General features: G+C 32.3%; 18 protein-coding genes and 1 riboswitch. Of the genes, 3 read left to right on the plus strand and 15 right to left on the minus strand.

Annotation, left to right across the window (positions count from 1 at the left end; all coding sequences use genetic code 11):
- Positions 1 to 18: 18 nt before the first annotated feature.
- The 14 genes from ribH to M2651_RS11570 all read right to left on the minus strand — a co-directional run bounded on the left by ribH (position 19) and on the right by M2651_RS11570 (position 15,082).
- On the minus strand, positions 19 to 480 hold the full coding sequence (gene ribH, locus M2651_RS11505; protein WP_252132496.1) for a 6,7-dimethyl-8-ribityllumazine synthase: 462 nt from the start codon (positions 478 to 480) through the stop codon (positions 19 to 21).
- A 1-nt stretch (position 481) separates the two neighbouring features.
- Positions 482 to 1,693: a bifunctional 3,4-dihydroxy-2-butanone-4-phosphate synthase/GTP cyclohydrolase II gene (locus M2651_RS11510; RefSeq protein ID WP_252132497.1), complete on the minus strand. Its 1,212-nt coding sequence runs from the start codon at positions 1,691 to 1,693 to the stop codon at positions 482 to 484.
- 20 nt (positions 1,694 to 1,713) lie between these two features.
- The gene (locus tag M2651_RS11515) at positions 1,714 to 2,364 is read right to left on the minus strand and encodes a riboflavin synthase (RefSeq protein ID WP_252132498.1); all 651 of its coding nucleotides are present in this window, start codon (positions 2,362 to 2,364) and stop codon (positions 1,714 to 1,716) included.
- 7 nt (positions 2,365 to 2,371) lie between these two features.
- The gene (gene ribD, locus M2651_RS11520) at positions 2,372 to 3,469 is read right to left on the minus strand and encodes a bifunctional diaminohydroxyphosphoribosylaminopyrimidine deaminase/5-amino-6-(5-phosphoribosylamino)uracil reductase RibD (RefSeq protein WP_252132499.1); all 1,098 of its coding nucleotides are present in this window, start codon (positions 3,467 to 3,469) and stop codon (positions 2,372 to 2,374) included.
- A gap of 160 nt (positions 3,470 to 3,629) precedes the next feature.
- A riboswitch (FMN riboswitch) is annotated at positions 3,630 to 3,743 on the minus strand.
- Positions 3,744 to 3,793: 50 nt separating this feature from the next.
- Positions 3,794 to 8,101 (minus strand): 2-hydroxyacyl-CoA dehydratase, encoded by a 4,308-nt coding sequence (locus M2651_RS11525; protein ID WP_252132500.1) that lies wholly within the window; start codon positions 8,099 to 8,101, stop codon positions 3,794 to 3,796.
- A gap of 244 nt (positions 8,102 to 8,345) precedes the next feature.
- Entirely contained in the window at positions 8,346 to 8,744 is a 399-nt protein-coding gene (locus M2651_RS11530) for a F0F1 ATP synthase subunit epsilon (protein ID WP_252132501.1), read from the minus strand.
- 17 nt (positions 8,745 to 8,761) lie between these two features.
- Positions 8,762 to 10,159: a F0F1 ATP synthase subunit beta gene (gene atpD / locus M2651_RS11535; RefSeq protein WP_252132502.1), complete on the minus strand. Its 1,398-nt coding sequence runs from the start codon at positions 10,157 to 10,159 to the stop codon at positions 8,762 to 8,764.
- A gap of 12 nt (positions 10,160 to 10,171) precedes the next feature.
- Complete coding sequence (atpG, locus tag M2651_RS11540; protein WP_252132503.1) at positions 10,172 to 11,029, minus strand: ATP synthase F1 subunit gamma; 858 nt, start codon at positions 11,027 to 11,029, stop codon at positions 10,172 to 10,174.
- Positions 11,030 to 11,095: 66 nt separating this feature from the next.
- The gene (gene atpA, locus M2651_RS11545; protein ID WP_252132504.1) at positions 11,096 to 12,613 is read right to left on the minus strand and encodes a F0F1 ATP synthase subunit alpha; all 1,518 of its coding nucleotides are present in this window, start codon (positions 12,611 to 12,613) and stop codon (positions 11,096 to 11,098) included.
- Between the two features lie 10 nt (positions 12,614 to 12,623).
- Positions 12,624 to 13,172 carry a F0F1 ATP synthase subunit delta gene (locus M2651_RS11550; RefSeq protein WP_252132505.1) on the minus strand — a complete coding sequence of 183 codons (549 nt, stop codon included), beginning with the start codon at positions 13,170 to 13,172 and terminating at the stop codon, positions 12,624 to 12,626.
- 2 nt (positions 13,173 to 13,174) lie between these two features.
- Complete coding sequence (locus tag M2651_RS11555) at positions 13,175 to 13,654, minus strand: F0F1 ATP synthase subunit B (RefSeq protein ID WP_252132506.1); 480 nt, start codon at positions 13,652 to 13,654, stop codon at positions 13,175 to 13,177.
- Positions 13,655 to 13,712: 58 nt separating this feature from the next.
- Positions 13,713 to 13,946: an ATP synthase F0 subunit C gene (atpE, locus tag M2651_RS11560; protein WP_252132507.1), complete on the minus strand. Its 234-nt coding sequence runs from the start codon at positions 13,944 to 13,946 to the stop codon at positions 13,713 to 13,715.
- A 97-nt stretch (positions 13,947 to 14,043) separates the two neighbouring features.
- Positions 14,044 to 14,724: a F0F1 ATP synthase subunit A gene (locus tag M2651_RS11565; protein WP_252132508.1), complete on the minus strand. Its 681-nt coding sequence runs from the start codon at positions 14,722 to 14,724 to the stop codon at positions 14,044 to 14,046.
- 4 nt (positions 14,725 to 14,728) lie between these two features.
- A complete protein-coding gene (locus M2651_RS11570) occupies positions 14,729 to 15,082 on the minus strand; it encodes a hypothetical protein (protein WP_252132509.1) in 354 nt (117 codons plus the stop codon).
- 344 nt (positions 15,083 to 15,426) lie between these two features.
- On the opposite strand from M2651_RS11570, the gene M2651_RS11575 reads away from it, so the two are divergent.
- The 3 genes from M2651_RS11575 to M2651_RS11585 all read left to right on the plus strand — a co-directional run bounded on the left by M2651_RS11575 (position 15,427) and on the right by M2651_RS11585 (position 17,640).
- Complete coding sequence (locus M2651_RS11575) at positions 15,427 to 16,197, plus strand: ABC transporter ATP-binding protein (protein WP_252132510.1); 771 nt, start codon at positions 15,427 to 15,429, stop codon at positions 16,195 to 16,197.
- Positions 16,184 to 16,972 (plus strand): ABC transporter permease, encoded by a 789-nt coding sequence (locus M2651_RS11580; protein WP_252132511.1) that lies wholly within the window; start codon positions 16,184 to 16,186, stop codon positions 16,970 to 16,972. Before M2651_RS11575 ends, M2651_RS11580 begins: the two co-directional genes overlap by 14 nt.
- Before the next feature lie 305 nt (positions 16,973 to 17,277).
- Positions 17,278 to 17,640, plus strand: a complete 363-nt coding sequence (locus tag M2651_RS11585) for a tetratricopeptide repeat protein (protein ID WP_252132512.1) — start codon at positions 17,278 to 17,280, stop codon at positions 17,638 to 17,640.
- A 13-nt stretch (positions 17,641 to 17,653) separates the two neighbouring features.
- On the opposite strand, the gene M2651_RS11590 is transcribed toward M2651_RS11585, so the two are convergent.
- Complete coding sequence (locus M2651_RS11590) at positions 17,654 to 18,835, minus strand: transglutaminase-like domain-containing protein (RefSeq protein WP_252132513.1); 1,182 nt, start codon at positions 18,833 to 18,835, stop codon at positions 17,654 to 17,656.
- Between the last annotated feature and the right edge of the window lie 387 nt (positions 18,836 to 19,222).

The following is a 19,222-nucleotide window of genomic DNA, read 5'->3' on the forward strand; positions in this document are numbered from 1 at the left end:
ATTTAACACCAATAAATTCTAAAACTGCTTTAGTAAATTTGCCATTTCAATAGCAGTAACCGCTGCATCATAGCCCTTATTTCCAGCCTTTGTCCCTGCTCTTTCTATTGCCTGTTCAATTGTATCTGTTGTCAAAACGCCAAATATTACAGGCACTTCTGTTTCAAGTGATACATTAGCAATACCTTTTGATACCTCACTTGATACATAATCAAAATGAGGTGTTGCTCCTCTAATAACAGCACCAAGACATATTACTCCATCATATTTCTGAGTTTTAGCCATTTTTTTAGCAACAAGAGGTATTTCAAAGGCTCCTGGTACCCAAGCTATTTCTATATCTTTATCTTCAACACCATGTCTTTTTAAGGCATCAACAGCTCCAGCTACAAGCTTTCCGCCTATAAATTCATTAAACCTTCCTACAATAATACCAAACTTCAATCCTTGTGCAATTAAATTACCTTCAATTGTTCTCATCTTATTTAACCTCCTCAAATTTTAATAAATGTCCAAGCTTTTCCTTCTTAGTTTTTAAATAATATTCATTTCTTTCATTATGCTTCATCTGAATTGGAACTCTATCTACAATTTCTATTCCAAAACCAGATAGACCTTTAATTTTTCTAGGGTTGTTTGTCATTAATCTTACTTTTTTTACTCCTAAATCAGCAAGTATCTGAGCACCGATTCCATAATCTCTCATATCCTCTGGAAAACCTAAAGCTAAATTTGCTTCTACTGTATCCATTCCTTTATCCTGAAGAGAATAAGCTTTTATTTTATTTATAAGACCAATTCCTCTTCCCTCTTGACGCATATATAATAAAATTCCTCTTCCCTCTTCTTCAATTCTTCTCATTGCTGCTGCATACTGTTCACCGCAATCACATCTTAGTGATCCAAAAGCATCACCAGTAAGACATTCTGAATGAACTCTAACTAATACTGGCAAATTATCTGAAACATCACCTTTAACCAAGGCTACATGGTGCTCTCCATTTAGCGTATTTTCATAGCCAATTATTCTAAATTCACCATATTTTGTTGGAAGCTTTGCTTCTGCTGTTCTTTTTATATAATTTTCCTTTTTTCTGCGGTAAGCAATTAAATCTGCTATTGTTATTATTTTTAAATTATGTTCTTTAGAATATTCCATAAGCTGTGGAACTCTTGCCATTGTACCATCTTCATTCATTATTTCGCATATTACTCCTGCAGGATATAATCCTGCTAAATTGGGAAGATCAACTGCAGCTTCTGTATGTCCTGCTCTTTTCAGTACTCCTCCCTTTTTAGCAACTAGCGGAAAAATATGTCCAGGCCTTTTAAAATCCTCTCCTTTAGCTTGGGGATCAATAACTTTTTTAACTGTTAATGCCCTTTCATAAGCAGATATTCCCGTTGTAGTTTCTACTGCATCAATAGATACTGTAAAAGCTGTTTGGTGAGAATCTGTGTTTCTATCAACCATATATCCTATGTTAAGTTCTTTAAGCCTTTCCTCTATAACAGGCATACAAATCAAACCTCTGCCATACTTAGCCATGAAATTGATTGCCTCTGGAGTAACTTTCTCAGCTGCCATAAGTAAATCTCCTTCATTTTCTCTATCCTCATCATCAACAACAATTATAATTTTCCCAGCCTTGATATCCTCTATTGCTTCATCTACAGTATTAAACTTATACATTGTTTATCCTCCTTATAATATTATACAAATCCATGCTCACTCAAAAATTTCATATCTATGCATTTTTTAACTGATTGCTGCTCTTTAGATACAAGCAGTTTTTCTATGTACTTGCCCACCATATCACATTCTAAATTAACAATATCACCAGCTTTTTTCCTAAGCAGCGTTGTAACTTCCTTAGTATGCGGGATAATTGAAACTTTAAATATATTTTCATCTACATAGGCAACTGTTAAGCTTACTCCATCTATAGCAATAGAACCCTTTTGAATTATATATCTTAATATATCAGTATCTGCAGAAATTGTTACCCATACTGCATTGTCTTCATTTTCGAATCTTTCTATACTTCCCATTCCATCTATATGTCCACTGACCATATGACCACCTAGCCTGTCTCCAAGCCTTAAAGCTCTTTCAAGATTAACTTCATCACCTGGAGATAATAAATGAAGATTGCTTCTTCTCATAGTTTCTGCCATAACATCAACTGCAAAACTTTTAGATGTAAATTCTGTAACTGTAAGGCATACTCCATTAGTGCTTATGCTATCTCCAAGCTTTACTTCTTCTAAAACCTTACTAGCTTTAATTATAATTTTCGCAGACTTAGCTCCCTTAACTATGGACTGAACCTTTCCTATCTCTTCTATAAGCCCAGTAAACACCTCTTTATCACTCTCCTTTCAAATAGCCTTCTATCATGATATCATCTCCAAATTTATAAACTTCTACATCTTTAAGCAATGCTGCCTCTTTCATTAAAGTTCTTCCTATTCCTCCAACAGGCGTCTTTGCTTCCCTCCCGCATATAATCTTTGGAGCAATGAATACATTTACTTTATCAACAATACCTGCATCAATTGCTGAATAATTTAACTCGCTGCCACCTTCTAATAGAACGCTGTCAATTTTCCTTTCTCCTAGTGCTTTCATTAAATATCGTAAATCAACTTTATCATCCTTCAATGGGGTTATAATTATTTCTGCTCCTTTTTCTTCAAGATTTTTAAGCTTTTTCTTATCTGCAAGCTCCGTTGAAGCAATAATTGTTCTAGAATTTGACTGTATATTTAAAACATTTGCCTCTAAAGGTATTTTTGCATAAGTGTCAACAATAACTCGTATCGGATCACTCCCATTGCCTTCTTCTAATCTTGTATTAAGATAAGGATTATCTTGAAGTACTGTACCTACTCCAACCATTATAGAGGAAACTCTATGTCGTAATCTATGTACATGCTTTCTAGCTTCCTCACCTGTTATCCACTTAGAATCACCAGTTCTTGAAGCTATTTTCCCATCCAAAGTCATAGCAGTTTTCAATATGCAAAAAGGTAATTTTGTTGTAATATACTTTAAAAATATTTCATTTAATTTTCTACTTTCTTCCTCTAAAACACCAGTTACCACTTCTATACCATTATCCCTTAAAATTTTAATTCCTCTGCCTGCTACCTCTGGATTTGGGTCTCCAAGTGCTACAACTACCTTCTTAATTCCTTTTTCCACTATAGCATTTGCACAAGGCGGGGTTTTACCATAATGAGAGCAAGGCTCTAAAGTAACATACATAGTAGCTCCTTTAACATCCTCTGTAGCATTTTTAAATGCATTTACCTCCGCATGACTACTTCCATAAATCTCATGATAACCTTCTCCTATAATTCTTCCATCTTTAACTATAACAGCTCCCACAAGCGGATTAGGATTTGTATAGCCGATGCCTTTTTCAGCTAATTCTAATGCTCTTTTCATATACTTTTCATCCATACACTAACACCTCTAAATATATTGTTACCAATAAACAATAAACTTCTCATTTTTTGAAAAAAATAAAAGCCCTGAATAAATTCAGGGCTTACATAGCAAATGTTTATACAACAATTTTATATCTATACCAAAAATATAGACAACAAACATAAACGTTTCATCTAATCTTCTTCCATCCAGACTTTACTGTCGGCCTCGGAGTTTCACCGAATCTGCCTTACGGCTCGCGGGCTTTACCGCCGGTAGGGAATTACACCCTGCCCTGAAGATTTATTTAATTATTATATTTTTAATATATCATTGTAATTTATTTCTGTCAACAACTTAAAAGCTTGTATTTACGCCAGTTTCAAATTCTGAAACCTCATGTGAACTAGCTGCTTCATCTAGCGCATTATTTACTGATTGATATTCTAAATTTTTAAAAGCTACAGAAAGCATAAGCTTTATTCTGTTTAACTGATTTACTTCGCTTGCTCCAGGATCATAGTCAATTGCTGTAATATTAGCCTGCGGATATTTAATTTTAAGTGCCTTAATCATTCCTTTGCCTGTAACATGATTTGGAAGACAAGCAAAAGGCTGCATACAGACTATGTTATTTACTCCACTTTCAATAAGCTCCACCATTTCAGCAGTTAAAAACCAGCCTTCACCAGTTTGATTACCAAGAGATAATATTGATTCTGCTCCCTCTGCAAGACTTCTTATATTTTTTGGTGGTTCAAACCTTTTACTCTTATGAAGAGCTTTTTTCATTTCTTTTCTATAAAATTCAATCCCTAGTATGGCAGCATTACTAAATATCTGTGATTTTTTCGTACCTGATAACTTCTTATATTTAAAGTCAGCATCATAGGCAGAATAGAGAAAAAAGTCAATTAAATCAGGCATAACTGCTTCTGCACCTTCGTTTTCTACAATGTCTACAACATTATTGTTAGCTGTTGGATGAAACTTGACAAGTATTTCCCCAACTAAACCAACCTTTGGTTTTACTATATCTTTTATAGGGAAATTATCGAAATCTTCAACAATTTGCCTAATACACTGCTTAAATAACTTATACTCTCCACTTCTTACAGCTTCCTTACATCTTAAAACCCAGTTATCATAAAGTAAGTTTGCTGCTCCCTTTATCTTTTCATAAGGTCTTACCTTTAAAAGCACTCTCATAAGCAAATCCCCAAATACTAATGCCATCATAGCTTTATTGAAAAGCCCTGGAGTAATAGAAAAACCTGGGTTTTTTTCCATTCCCAGTGCATTTAAAGATATTACAGGAATATGGCCATAGCCTGCATCTTTAAGAGCTTTTCTTAAAAACCCAATATAGTTAGTTGCTCGGCAACCTCCGCCAGTTTGTGATATCATTACAGATAATTTATTAGTATCATATTTACCTGACTTAATAGCTTCTATAATTTGACCAACTACTATAATGGATGGATAACAAGCATCATTATTTACATACTTAAGCCCTTCATCCACTGCATTTTTATCTACAGAAGGAAGTACAACAACATTGTAGCCAGAAGATTTAAAAGCCTCTTCTAAAAACTGAAAATGTATTGGAGACATTTGCGGTGCTAATATTGTATGTGTCTCTTTCATACTTTCAGTAAATAAAATCTTCTTAGAAACAGTTGTTGCTTTTACAGGCTTAAAACCATTCCTGGCTCTTTCCTCCATAGCTGCCTTTAAGGAACGGATACGAATTCTAGCTGCTCCAAGGTTGTTTCCCTCATCTATCTTAAGCACTGTATATATTTTTTCAAAACTACTGAGTATCTCTTGAACCTGATCTGTCGTTACAGCATCAAGACCGCAGCCAAAAGAATTCAACTGAACTAATTCTAAATTATCCTGTTCTTTAACAAAATTTGCTGCAGAATAAAGCCTTGAATGATAAACCCACTGGTCAACAACTCTTAAAGGCGCTTTATCCCTTTCAAGATGTGCAACAGAATCTTCAGTAAGTACAGCTATTCCAAATTCAGTTATTAAGTTAGGTATACCATGATTTATTTCAGGATCTATATGATAAGGTCGTCCCGAAAGAACAATGCCTTTTTTACCTGTTTCCTTTAAATAACTTAATACTTCCTCCCCTTTTTGTCTAATATCATTTTTCATATTTTCTTGTTCCTGCCAAGCTTTTTCCACTGCAGAATTTATTTCACTTTTAGATATATTAAAGCACTTGAATTCTTCCAGCAATCTCTTTTTTAGTTTTTCTTTATTATCTAAAGATAAGAATGGATTCATAAAAAGTATTCCTTTTTCTTTTAACACATCCATATTTGTTCTTATTACCTCTGCATAGGAAGTAACTATAGGACAATTATAGTGATTATCCGCTTCCTGTTTTTCTATCCTTTCATACGGAATGCAAGGATAGAATATAAACTTAATTCCTCTGTTAACCAAGCTCATTATATGTCCATGAGTTATTTTTGCAGGATAACAAGCAGATTCTGAAGGTATAGTTTCCATTCCTAATTCATAAACAGCTTTAGAAGATCTTGGTGATAACTCTACTCTAAACTTTAATTCATTAAAGAAAGTAAACCAAAAAGGATAATTTTCATACATATTTAACACTCTAGGAATTCCTACAGTTCCTCTTGATGCTTGTTCAAGCTTCAGTGGTTTGTAGGAAAAAATTCTATTATACTTATAATCATAAAGATTAGGTATAGTTTCTTTGTTTTTGTTTATCCCTAGTGGTCTTTCACATCTGTTTCCTGAAATAAATTCCTTGCCTTCATTGAATTTATTTATAGTTAAGAGGCAGTTATTTCCGCAGAGTCCGCATCTTTTCATAGTAGTTTCTGCAGTAAAACTGTCTAGCTTATCTTGTGACAAAATGCTGCTTTCTGCTCCTTCTTTATATCTTTCTTTTGCTATAAGGGCTGCACCGAAAGCTCCCATAAGACCTGCTATATCTGGTCTCACTACTTCTCTTCCAGAAACTATCTCAAAACTTCTAAGCACTGCTTCATTATAAAAAGTGCCTCCCTGAACAATTATTTTCTTTCCCATTTCCTTTGGATCTCGTATTTTTATAACCTTTAAAAGAGCATTCTTTATTACTGCATAAGAAAGTCCTGCAGATATATCTCCTACTGTAGCCCCCTCCTTTTGAGCCTGTTTTACTCTAGAATTCATAAACACAGTACATCTAGAACCTAGATCTACTGGGTTTTCAGCTGCAAGTGCAGATTTAGAAAATTCTGACACTGTCATATTTAACGAATTTGCAAAAGTCTCAATAAAGGAACCGCAACCTGAAGAACAGGCTTCATTTAAAAGTATGCTATCTATAACTCCATCCTTAACTCTAAGACATTTCATATCCTGCCCACCAATATCCAGTATAAAGTCTACTCCCGGCAAGAAAAACTCAGCAGCCTTATAATGTGCTATAGTTTCTATTTCACCTATATCTATAGACAAGGCTGATTTAAGCAATGCTTCACCGTAACCAGTTACAGCAGAATTTACTATTTTTGCTTTAGGTGGAAGTATATTATATAAATTTTTTAATATTTTTACAGTACTCTTTAAAGGGCTTCCTTCATTACTTCCATAGTATGAATATAATATAGAGCCCTCTTCATCTATAAGTACAGCTTTTGTAGTAGTAGAACCTGCATCTATTCCTAAAAAACATTTTCCCTTACAGCTTTCTATTTCTTTTCTAACTGCTTTATTCTTTTCATGCCTTTCTTTAAAACTTATAAGTTCAGCTTCATCTTTAAATAGAGGTTCTAATCTACGAACCTCTAGCGAAGTATTATTTTGCAAAGTACTTAGTTTCCTCATAAATGTTCTAAAAGGAATAGGCTGATTTTTTTTAGATGACAAAGCCGCACCCATTGCAACAAAAAGCTGTGAATTTTTAGGAAAAATAACCTGTTCTTCAGATAAACTAAGCGTTTCTATAAATCTTTTTCTAAGCTCTGAAAGGAAGTACAGCGGTCCTCCTAAAAAGGCTACTTTTCCCTTTATAGGCTTTCCACAGGCAAGACCGCTTATAGTTTGATTAACCACAGCCTGAAATACAGACACAGCAATATCTTCCTTTGCTGCCCCTTCATTTAACAAAGGCTGTATATCTGTTTTAGCAAAAACTCCGCACCTGGCAGCAATTGGATATATAACTTTATAATCTTTAGCCAGCTCATTGAGGCCTGCTGCATCTGTTTTAAGAAGAGATGCCATTTGGTCAATAAATGCACCTGTACCGCCAGCACAAGTACCATTCATTCTCTGCTCTAATCCACCTGAAAAATATGTAATCTTAGCATCTTCTCCTCCAAGCTCTATTGCTACATCTGTCTGCGGTATAATATTTTCTACAGTCTTGGTTCCTGCAATCACTTCTTGAATAAATGGTACATCTAACCATTTAGATATTGTAAATCCTCCGGAACCTGTTATAGCCATTCTTATATTGTATTCTTTATACTGAGTATATGCATCGTTTATTATATTTGATATAGTCTTTTTTATATCTGAGTAATGCCTTTTATAACTGCTGTAAATTATATTGTCAGAGCTATCTAAAACTACTAATTTAACTGTGGTTGAACCTACATCAAGTCCCATGTTTAGCAGCATGTCCATATATTCATAGCTTTTATAAAAAGCTATGTCCCCCCTCTCATACTATAAAACATTTTTTACATTCTCAAAAATAAAAATAAAAAAATATATATAATAATTATATTATAATTATATTGGTAAAATATAGTAAATATTGTTATTTTCTGTTTAAATATATTTATAATTATATAACTTTATTACCGGATATTCAATATTTAATAAAAATACCCAAATGACGTTTTCATAGTTCATTTGGGTATTTTTATTAATCTTTTGCTTTTATTCTAGCTACAGCTCTTTTAAGCCTTAGTTCTTCTTTTTTATAATCAAGTTGAGCCTTATTTTTTAAATGTTTCTCTGCTTTTTTTCTTGCTTCTTCTGCTCTATTTATATCTATTTCTTCAGGCCATTCAGCAGTTTCACAAAGAAGATTTATTTCATTATTCTTCACCTTAAGTATGCCAGTGGATGTAAACAGTTTATATTTTAACCCGTCTAACGTAGTAAAAGAAGTAACTGTTGGACTTAACAATGTAACCATAGTTATATGCTTTGGGAGAATTTCTAATCGTCCAATATCATTTTCTGTAGTAAGTTCTTTAACCTCTCCATTAAATATTTTTCTTTCTGGAGTTAATATGGTAAGCTCTAAACATTCACTCATATTTATTCTCCCCTTTACTAAGCCATCATCCTTTTAGCATTCTCTACAGCTTCTTCAATAGTTCCTACGAATAAGAAAGCAGCTTCCGGAAGATTATCATGCTTTCCTTCTAATATTTCCTTAAAACCTCTTACAGTATCCTTTACGGATACAAACTTTCCTGGTATTCCAGTAAATTGTTCTCCTACTGTAAATGGCTGAGAAAGGAATCTCTGTACCTTTCTTGCTCTTGATACAACCAGCTTATCTTCATCTGAAAGCTCATCAATACCTAAGATAGCTATTATATCTTGAAGTTCTTTATATCTTTCAAGAATATGCTTAACATCATTAGCAACCTTATAGTGCTCTTCTCCAACTATTCTTGGATCTAATATTCTAGAAGTTGAATCCAAAGGATCAACAGCTGGATATATACCTAATTCAACTATAGATCTTGAAAGAACTGTTGTAGCATCAAGATGAGCGAAGGTAGTAGCTGGTGCCGGGTCTGTCAAATCGTCTGCTGGCACATATACTGCCTGAACAGAAGTAATAGACCCATGCTTTGTTGAAGTAATTCTTTCTTGTAAAGCACCCATTTCTGTAGCTAAAGTAGGCTGGTACCCAACAGCACTTGGTATTCTTCCAAGAAGTGCTGAAACTTCTGAACCTGCTTGTGTAAATCTAAATATATTATCTATGAATAGAAGTACATCCTGTCCTTGATCTCTATAATATTCTGCCATAGTAAGACCAGTAAGTGCAACTCTCATTCTTGCCCCTGGCGGTTCATTCATTTGACCAAATACTAAAGCAGTCTTATCTATAACTCCAGATTCTTTCATCTCATTATAGAGATCATTTCCTTCTCTTGTTCTTTCACCTACACCTGTGAATACAGATATACCGCCATGCTGCTTTGCTATATTGTTTATTAGCTCCTGTATTAAAACAGTCTTTCCAACCCCAGCACCACCAAAAAGTCCTATTTTTCCACCTTTTTGATATGGTGCTATAAGATCAATTACCTTTATTCCTGTTTCAAACATCTCAGGCTCTACAGACTGCTCTTCAAAGCTTGGTGCAGGCCTGTGTATTGGATAGTATAAAGATGCTTCTACAGGTTTATCTTCATCTATTGCCTGACCTAATACATTAAATAACCTTCCTAAACATTCTTTACCAACTGGAACAGAAATAGGCTTTCCTGTATCAATAGCTTCCATTCCTCTTTTTAAACCTTCAGTGGAATCCATTGCTATAGTTCTAACTATATCATCGCCTATATGATGTTCAACTTCTACAACAAGAGGCTTTTCGTGCTCTCTTTTTATTTCAATGGCATTATATATGCTAGGAAGATTTTCTGAGTTAAATTTAATATCTACTACAGGCCCTATAACCTGTACGATCCTTCCAATGTTTTTAGACATCAGATTTCCTCCTTACTTTTGTGCCTCTGCTCCTCCAACTATTTCAGATATTTCTTGAGTAATGGCACCTTGTCTCATTCTATTATATTGAAGCTTTAACTTATCAAGTAATTGGTTAGCATTTTTTGTTGCTCCATCCATAGCAGACATTCTGATGGATTGTTCACTTGTCTTTGAATGAATTAGAAAATTAAGCATTTTTTCTCTCATATATAACGGAATAACATCTCTTAAAAAAGTATTCGTATAAGGTTCAAATAAAATATTATCTCCGTTAGCTGCTGCATTCAGACTTACTTTATCGAAAGGCAGAAGTTTTTCAACTACAACTTCCTGCTTTGTCTGAGAAAAAAATTTCGTATATATAACATTTATTTCTCCTACTTCACTATCGTCATATAACTTAAGTCCATAAGTTGAAACCTCATTAGCATCTCCCAAACTAGGAACATCTGCAATATTTATATATTTTTGAATTAAATTATAATTAAATCTATTAAAAAAGGATACACCCTTTTCTCCAATAACAATTATAATAGAGTTTTTCATATCCTTCGAAATTTCTTGAGTCGCTCTATTCAGTATATTAAGATTAAAGGAACCGCAAAGCCCAGTATCTGATGTTACTACAATATATAATTTCTTTTTGCTGCCATTTCCATCTAAATATATACTGCTAATACTGTTATCTTTTAAAACATCATTTAAAATTTTACTAAAAGACTCATCATACAAATTGCAGATATCTAATTCTTCTTTCGTCTTTCGAAGCTTAGAAGTTGCAACAAGTCCCATGGCCTTTGTAATCTTTTTTGTATTTGTAACAGATTTGATTCTTCTTTTAATAGCAACAAGTCCTGTTCCAGCCACCCTAAACCCTCCTGTATTCCTCATACTGTACTGAACAATTATTAATTGTTCTGCTTCCTCAAGAAACTATGCTTGTTCAGTAAAAAAAACTTTCTTAAACTCTGCTATGGCTTCTGAAAGAGCCTTCTTAATATCGTCCGTAAGCTCCTTCTTTTCAAGTATGAGCTCTCCTATTTCTTTATGATGAATATCCATAAATTCAAAAAACTTCTTTTCAAAAAGCTTTATTTTAGAAACATCTATATCCATTAAAAAATCGTTAACAGCCGCATAAAGTATCATTATCTCCTTTTCAACGGGCATAGGTGAATACTGACTTTGTTTTAATATTTCTGTCAATCTCTTTCCCTTTTCAAGTCTTCTCTTAGCTTCTTTGTCTAAATCTGAACCAAACTGTGAAAAAGCTGCAAGTTCTCTGTACTGTGCAAGATCAAGTCTTAGTGTACCAGAAACCTGCTTCATAGCTTTGATCTGTGCACTTCCACCTACTCTTGAAACTGAAATACCTGCATTTACCGCCGGTCTTTGTCCTGCAAAAAACAATTCTGTTTCTAGAAATATTTGACCATCAGTAATAGATATTACATTAGTTGGAATATATGCTGTTACATCTCCAGCCAAAGTCTCGATTATAGGAAGTGCTGTTAAAGAGCCTCCTCCTAATTTGTCTGAAAGCTTAGCTGCTCTCTCAAGCAATCTTGAATGAAGGTAAAATACGTCACCAGGATAAGCCTCTCTGCCAGGTGGTCTTCTAAGAAGTAGAGCCATTGCTCTGTAAGCTGCTGCATGTTTTGATAAATCATCATAAACTATAAGAACATGTTTTCCTTTATGCATAAAATATTCGCCCATACTGCAGCCAGCATAAGGTGCAAGAAATTGACGAGGAGATGTTTCAGATGCTGTGGAAGATACAATTATTGTGTAATCCATAGCCCCCATTTCCGTAAGAGTATTATATATATGAGCAACTGTAGATTGCTTTTGACCTATAGCTACATATATGCATATAACGTCTTTGCCCTTTTGATTTATTATAGTATCAATTGCTAGAGCAGTTTTACCTGTCTGCCTGTCTCCAATAATAAGTTCTCTTTGGCCTTTACCTATTGGAATCATAGAATCTATAGCTTTTATACCAGTTTGAAGTGGCTCTTTAACAGACTGTCTATCTATAACACCTGGAGCTGCCACTTCAGTAGCTCTATAACCTGCTGCTTTTATAGGTCCTTTACCATCTATAGGTTCCCCAAGTGCATCTACAACTCTTCCAAGCAATGCCTCGCCAACAGGCACTTCAACAACTCTTCCAGTTCTTTTAACAAGATCTCCTTCTTTTATTCCTCTCTCACTTCCAAATAAAACAGCACCAACATTATCCTGCTCAAGGTTTAGAACCATGCCATATACACCATTAGCGAATTCAAGAAGCTCGCCTTCCATACATTCATCTAAGCCATATATTCTAGCAACCCCGTCTCCAACCTGAATTACAGTACCTGAATCCACAGTCTCTAATTTAATTTCATATCTTTGTATTTGCTGTTTTATAATAGATGTAATTTCTTCAGGTCTTATGTTCATAATTTCACCTCTATTCTGTTTTAAGGGTTAATTTTTTAATTTCTTCATATTTACCTTTTATAGTTCCATCAATAATATCATTACCTACTCTTACATAAACTCCGCCTATTATTGACTTATCAATTTCTTCATTCAATATAACATTTTTGTTATACTTTTTCTGAAGCTTGTCTAAAAGACTCTTTCTTTCTTCGCTGCTAAGAGGCACCACAGTCTTAACAAATGCATCAATAGTTCTTTTTTTCTCTAAATGAATCTTTTTTATTTCCTCTACTATTCCTTTCAGTTCAATCAAACGATTTTTCTCAATAAGAATTAACAGAAACGACAATACATCATTTTGTATTTTTCCCTTAAATATATTTTGGAATATTTCTTTTTTCTTAGAAGTATTAAAATCTGGTAGCTTTATAAGCTTCAGAAAGTCATTATTATCCTCGATTATTTTAATAATTTCATTTAGCTCGCTTAAATACTCTTCCTGTTTACCTTTTTCCTCTGATATTTCATATAAGGCAAGTGCATATCTTCTATCTAAATATTCATGAAACTCATTCATGTTTAAATACCTACCTTATCAATATATTCCTTAATGAGCCTTCTATGTTCTTCCTCATCAATAGCTGTTTCCAGCACCTTAGAAGACATAAGCATTGCCAAGCTTACAGCCTGAGCTTTTATTTCATCCTGAGCCTTTTCTTTTTCTCTTTCTGCATCTACCCTTGCTCTTTCAAGAATAAATTCTGCTTCTTCCCTAGCTTTTTCCAAAATTTCTTCTGATACTTTTTTAGCTCTGCTTTTAAATTCTTCTATTATAGCCTTGCCTTCTTCTCGAGAATTTTTTAGATTATTTTCATTTTCTATTTTGAGTGCTTCAGCCTTTTTTAAGTTATCTTCAGATTTTTGTATTTTATCTTTAATTTCAGCTTCTCGTTCAGAAATTACTTTCATTACTGGCTTATAGAAAAAATAACTTATTACAAGAACAAAAATTCCAAAATTTATTATGGTGGCTACAACTGTTAGAGGATTTATCTCCATAAGCTTTTTCCTCCTTTAGACGTAAATTTTTTAGTGCCCTTAAGGCACTAAAACGAAACTAACCTGCAATTTTTCCTAATATCATTATTGCAATTAATAGTCCATAAACAGCTGTAGCTTCCGCAAAGGCATTACCTAAAAGCAATGCTGTAGTTATCTTACCGCTTGCCTCTGGTTGTCTTGCAATAGCCTCCACCGCTCTACCTGTTGAAAGACCTGTTGATATTCCTGCTCCTACTCCTACTAATACCGCAATACCAGCAGCAATAGCCATTAATCCTGCATCTGTCATAATAAATTCCTCCCTTTAAAATAGTAAAATATAATTTTATATAATTCCCTATTATCAGATAATTTTTATAAGTTTACTTAATGTAATAAACTTAATTTTAATGTTCAACTATAACTTTTAAATTAATCATAGTAAGCATTGTAAAAACAATCATTTGAACAGCACCATCGAAAATATCAAAATATACATGTAATGGTATTGGTATTACTAATTGCGCAAACCAAGTAATACCCTCCAACCCTTTATAAATTATAGTCATTATAGTTGCTGCAGCTGTCATATTTCCAAAAAGACGAAGGCTTAAAGAAACTGGCAGTAATATTCTTTCCAGTATATTCATAGGTGCGAGAAACGCAACAGGTTTACCATATCCTAAAAAGTAATGACCTATTCCAACCTTTTTAATAGCATATACTTGAATTATGAAAAAAGACGTTAATGCCATACCTAATGCAACACTATAATCCATTGTGGGTGGTTCAATACCAACTAACCCTGTTAGATTCATAGCTAGAAGAAACAATATAAGTGACCCTACGTAAGGTACTAGTTCCGTATATTTTTCTCCTATATTTGATTTAACAAAACTATTAGTATATTCAACTATCATCTCAGCAACAGCTTGCTTTTTTCCTGGTACTCTTTTTAATCCCCTTGTAAATAAAATAGATAAGACTCCAAATAATATAATAATAACCCACTGGATTACTATATTTTCTGAAAATCCATACTGCTGTCCAAAAAGCGATAATTTAAACAGATATTTTGCTTCCCCCACTCAATCACTTCCTTTCATTTGCTAAATTAATTACTCCATATAATATTAGAGCCAAAAAATGTGAAGTGAATCCCATAATAAATGAAATTATATTCTTGATATTATTATTGAAAATAGAAACTCCTATTATACAAATAATAAATATCCTTACAAAAGTAATAAAAAAAACTAATCCTCTATTTCTCTTAAACTTACTACCTAAAATATTCTCTATCATAAATTTTGAAAATGCAAAATTTATAACAGCTGTAAATAAACCTAAAATAAAAATATTAGAATAATTATCCCATATCAATTGAATGGTTATTCCTGCAGTAACTGCTATTATTAAATCATAAAATATAATTTTTTTAAGCATGCTTTATACTTCCTTAATGCTTCATTTTCCTATAGTGCACCTACTAGACTATTATAAACCTTGTACATTAATAATCAATTTAAGAAATTGACTAAAAAAGTCGATTTTACCTTGTTTAAACGTTTTAATACATTTGTTGCCAATACTATCTTTGCAACACATCTTTTGTATTAAGTCTTTAATTTTAAGGATTTTTAAATAATAGAATATTAATATTGTTAAATCATTAATAAATCCTTTTTTAAATTTTAAATTGTTATCTATAACAATATTAGTAATTATTTCATATACTAAAGTATCCATATTATTTTTTATTTTACTATTATAAAAAGGGAGCTGATTTTTTGAGAAAAGTTGATGTTAACCATATATATATGAACTATCATTCTTTAAAAACAGAAACGGAAGCTTTAAAAGATATAACCTTCAGCGTTGATGAAGGTGAATTTGTTAGCATAGTAGGGCCCTCCGGCTGCGGTAAATCTACAATCTTAAACATAATTGCAGGACTTATTAAACCTTCTTCAGGTGATGTTTGCATAAGTAGCAGCGAATGCAGTATCCTATCGAAGAAAATAGGGTACATGTTTCAAAGAGATCATCTTTTTGAATGGCTTACTGTTTGGGAAAATGTATCCTTAGGTCTTAAAATTCAAAAAAGATTCTCAGCTGATACTAAAGATAAGCTAGAAAAGCTTCTAAAAAATTATAATCTTTGGGACTTTAGAAACCACCGTCCAGATGAACTTTCAGGCGGTATGAGACAAAGAGTTGCCCTTATCAGAACTTTAGCTTTAAATCCTGATGTTCTGCTTCTTGATGAACCATTTTCTGCACTAGACTATCAAACAAGACTAAATGTTAGTGATGAAATATATGAAATAATAAAGAAAGAAAATAAAACAGCTATAATGGTCAGTCACGATATAGCAGAAGCTGTATCTATGTCCAACCGAGTTATAGTTTTATCTAAAAGACCTGCTACTGTAAAAACAATAGTTGACATAAAATTTACACAGGAATACAACACACCCTTAAAGCATAGAGAAGCTCCTGAATTTAGAGTTTATTTTAACAGTATATGGAAGGAGTTGGACTTAAATGACAAATTATAGCTTAGAACACAAACATTATCTAAAAAATGTAAAGAAACAAAATACTATAATAATAGTAACAAGATTAGTTATACTTATAACCTTTTTCATCCTGTGGGAAATTGCTGGATACTATAAATGGGTAGACCCCTTTTTAACAAGTACGCCATCAAGAATATTAAAAAGCTTAATAAAAGTATACAGCGAAGGTACACTTTTTAGACACATACTAGTAACCTGCTTTGAAACTATATTAGGTTTTATATCTAGTACTGTACTAGGAACCTTGATTGCCATATTATTGTGGACCTCAGATTTTACCTATAAAGTATTAGATCCCTATGTAGTTGTACTAAATGCTCTGCCTAAAGTTGCATTAGCACCTATTATAATTTTCTGGATGGGTAATGGCATGAAAGCTATAATTTTAGTTGCTATACTAATATCCATAGTTACCACAATAATCAGCGTATTAAATGGCTTTAGAGAAGTAAGTGAAGATAAAATCAAGCTTCTTCAAACATTTGGTGCTTCAAAACTGCAGATTTTAACTCACCTTATAATACCAGCGTCAGTTCCAACTTTTATCTCAGCACTTAAAATAAACGTTGGTCTATCTTGGGTTGGTGTAATTATGGGAGAATTTTTAGTATCAAAGGAAGGTCTTGGATTTTTGATTGTTTTCGGTGGACAAATTGCTCAGTTAGATACTGTAATGATGAGTATTATTATTCTTTCTGTACTAGCTTATCTTATGTATCAAATAGTTGCTGTTATCGAAAAAAAATTTTTATAGTTCAAAACCTTATCCTAAAATGAATTTAACCGTTAGATAATAAGAATTCTAAAACTTTAGACTTCTTATTATCTAACTTCACCAAACATAATGAAAACTGTTCAGTATAACTAATAATAAAAAAACTTTATGACTATATAACTAAAAATAAAAATATAATATTTTTTATGTATATATCCTAGAGCATTTGGATAAAATTGTAATGGAATATTTTACATAAAACTAAAATATATTAGTAATGAATTTTATATTACTAAAGATATTTAGAGTTTTAATTAATATTCTAACATTATAGGAGGATACATATGAGTTACTTTCAAAAAGCAAATGATTTATATAACACTAAAGATTATAAAAAGGCCATTGCTATGTACCAAAGAGCAATTTTGGATAAGGATAATGAAGCAGCTTCTTTGTATAATGCTGCTGTATGTTTTATTAAGCTTAAGGAATACGACAAAGCCATCCCACTTTTAAAATCAGCAATAATAAAGAAACATGAAGCTAAATATTTCTTTAACTTAGGCTATTGTCATGCTATGCTTGGAAACAATAAAAAAGCTCTGATATACTTTAATACCGCCTGGTCTCTTGATAATAATGATAACGACTGTGAAAAAGCTATAAATCTTATAATGAAAAATTATATTAAAAAAGTCCAAGATTAATTCTAGGACTTTTTTACCATTCTCCAGCAATTTTTGAATTTCTGTGGTCTAAGTCAAACCTTCTGCTGTTAAAATAATTACCCCCTTTATAAAAGGTTGGGTCTACATTAATCCACTTACCTTCTTCTGAAATATATACCTGATTCCATGCATGACTTACCCAGCTTACACCATTAAAGCCTTCTCCAGTTATAATTCTTGCTTTTAATCCGTTAGCTCTTGCCATTGCTATATAAAGAGAGGCATAATCAAAGCATATACCTTTTCTTGTCTGAAAAGTTGGTATGGCACCTGATTTTACACTCAAATCATTGTTCAGTACTCTTTCAGCCTTTTCATAATCATAGTCTATATTGCTTCCAATCCAGTTATATAATACTTTAGCTTTTTCGTTGGTAGTTTGTGAATTCTTAGTAATCTCTTTTGCAAATCTGTCTATTATTTCATTAGACTTTACAGCTTCATCTAAGGTAACTCCGTTATAATAAACTATTACCTTTCTATTACCTATTTTTTCAACAAAATTACTGTTTAATTCCTGCGGCTCAGCTTCCTTAATAACAACTTTAAAAGAATTGTCCAAAATATTTGGAAGCTGCTTTGCAAGTTTTGAATTAGTTACTGGTATAACAACCTCCTTACATAAACGATTGTATAGCTTAGATTCTTCTAAATACACATTATATTTATTTATTATATTAAACATTGATAAAATATTTAATATAAATGTAATAAAAAGAACGTAACCAATAGCTTTTGGCAGCTGAAATACTGCTCCGCTTACTCTTTTAAATATGCTGCTCTTATTTTCAAGAAACTTTCCCATCAAATCTACTACTGGATAGAAAGTTATATGGTTAAAAAGTTCAAAAATTAATATTATAAGCCTATTAATTACAAGTATCATTACAGGTATGACTACTACATAATACACAAGTGTATTGTTGTCTAAGTATACTTTAAAGTTAAGAGGGATAATATCATAAATTTTATTATAAAACTCAGTATCATGCTCAATAAATATTTTTTTAGAAAAATATATTCCAAGAAATAGTGAAATTATAAAAGCTATGTTCCCTTCTAGTTCCTTTATATCTCCCTTCAATCCCTGAGAAGAAAACTTAAATAAAAATCCTTTTATTATTGGATATATAAAAACTACTGCTAAAATAAAAGAAATAGGATTTATGTTCATTGTACCTCACCCTCTCATCTACTAAGATAATTATATCAAAATCTCACTTTATGCATATATTGTCAAAAGAATTATATACTGAACTTAGCATAATGTTCATTAAATTGCTGTTAAGCTTATTTTTAAAACTAAATATATGGCTGATGCCTCCTACTTAAAATTTATACTATTATTATATCACTTAACTTGTTAAAAATTAAATCACATTATCGATATTGTTAATCTTCTTCAATTGCAATTTACTTTTTAATTTTTTGCAGTAAACCTACGCTTAAACTTGACACCGCAAAACCCTTATTATATGATAAAAGAGGATATTTTTATGCTTTCATCCTCTCTTTTATGAGAGGTTTTTATTTTATATTGGGCATAATTTTAAAAAGGATA

The organism is Clostridium caldaquaticum (assembly GCF_023806125.1).
Taxonomy (GTDB): Bacteria; Bacillota; Clostridia; order Clostridiales; family Clostridiaceae; genus Clostridium_AT; species Clostridium_AT caldaquaticum.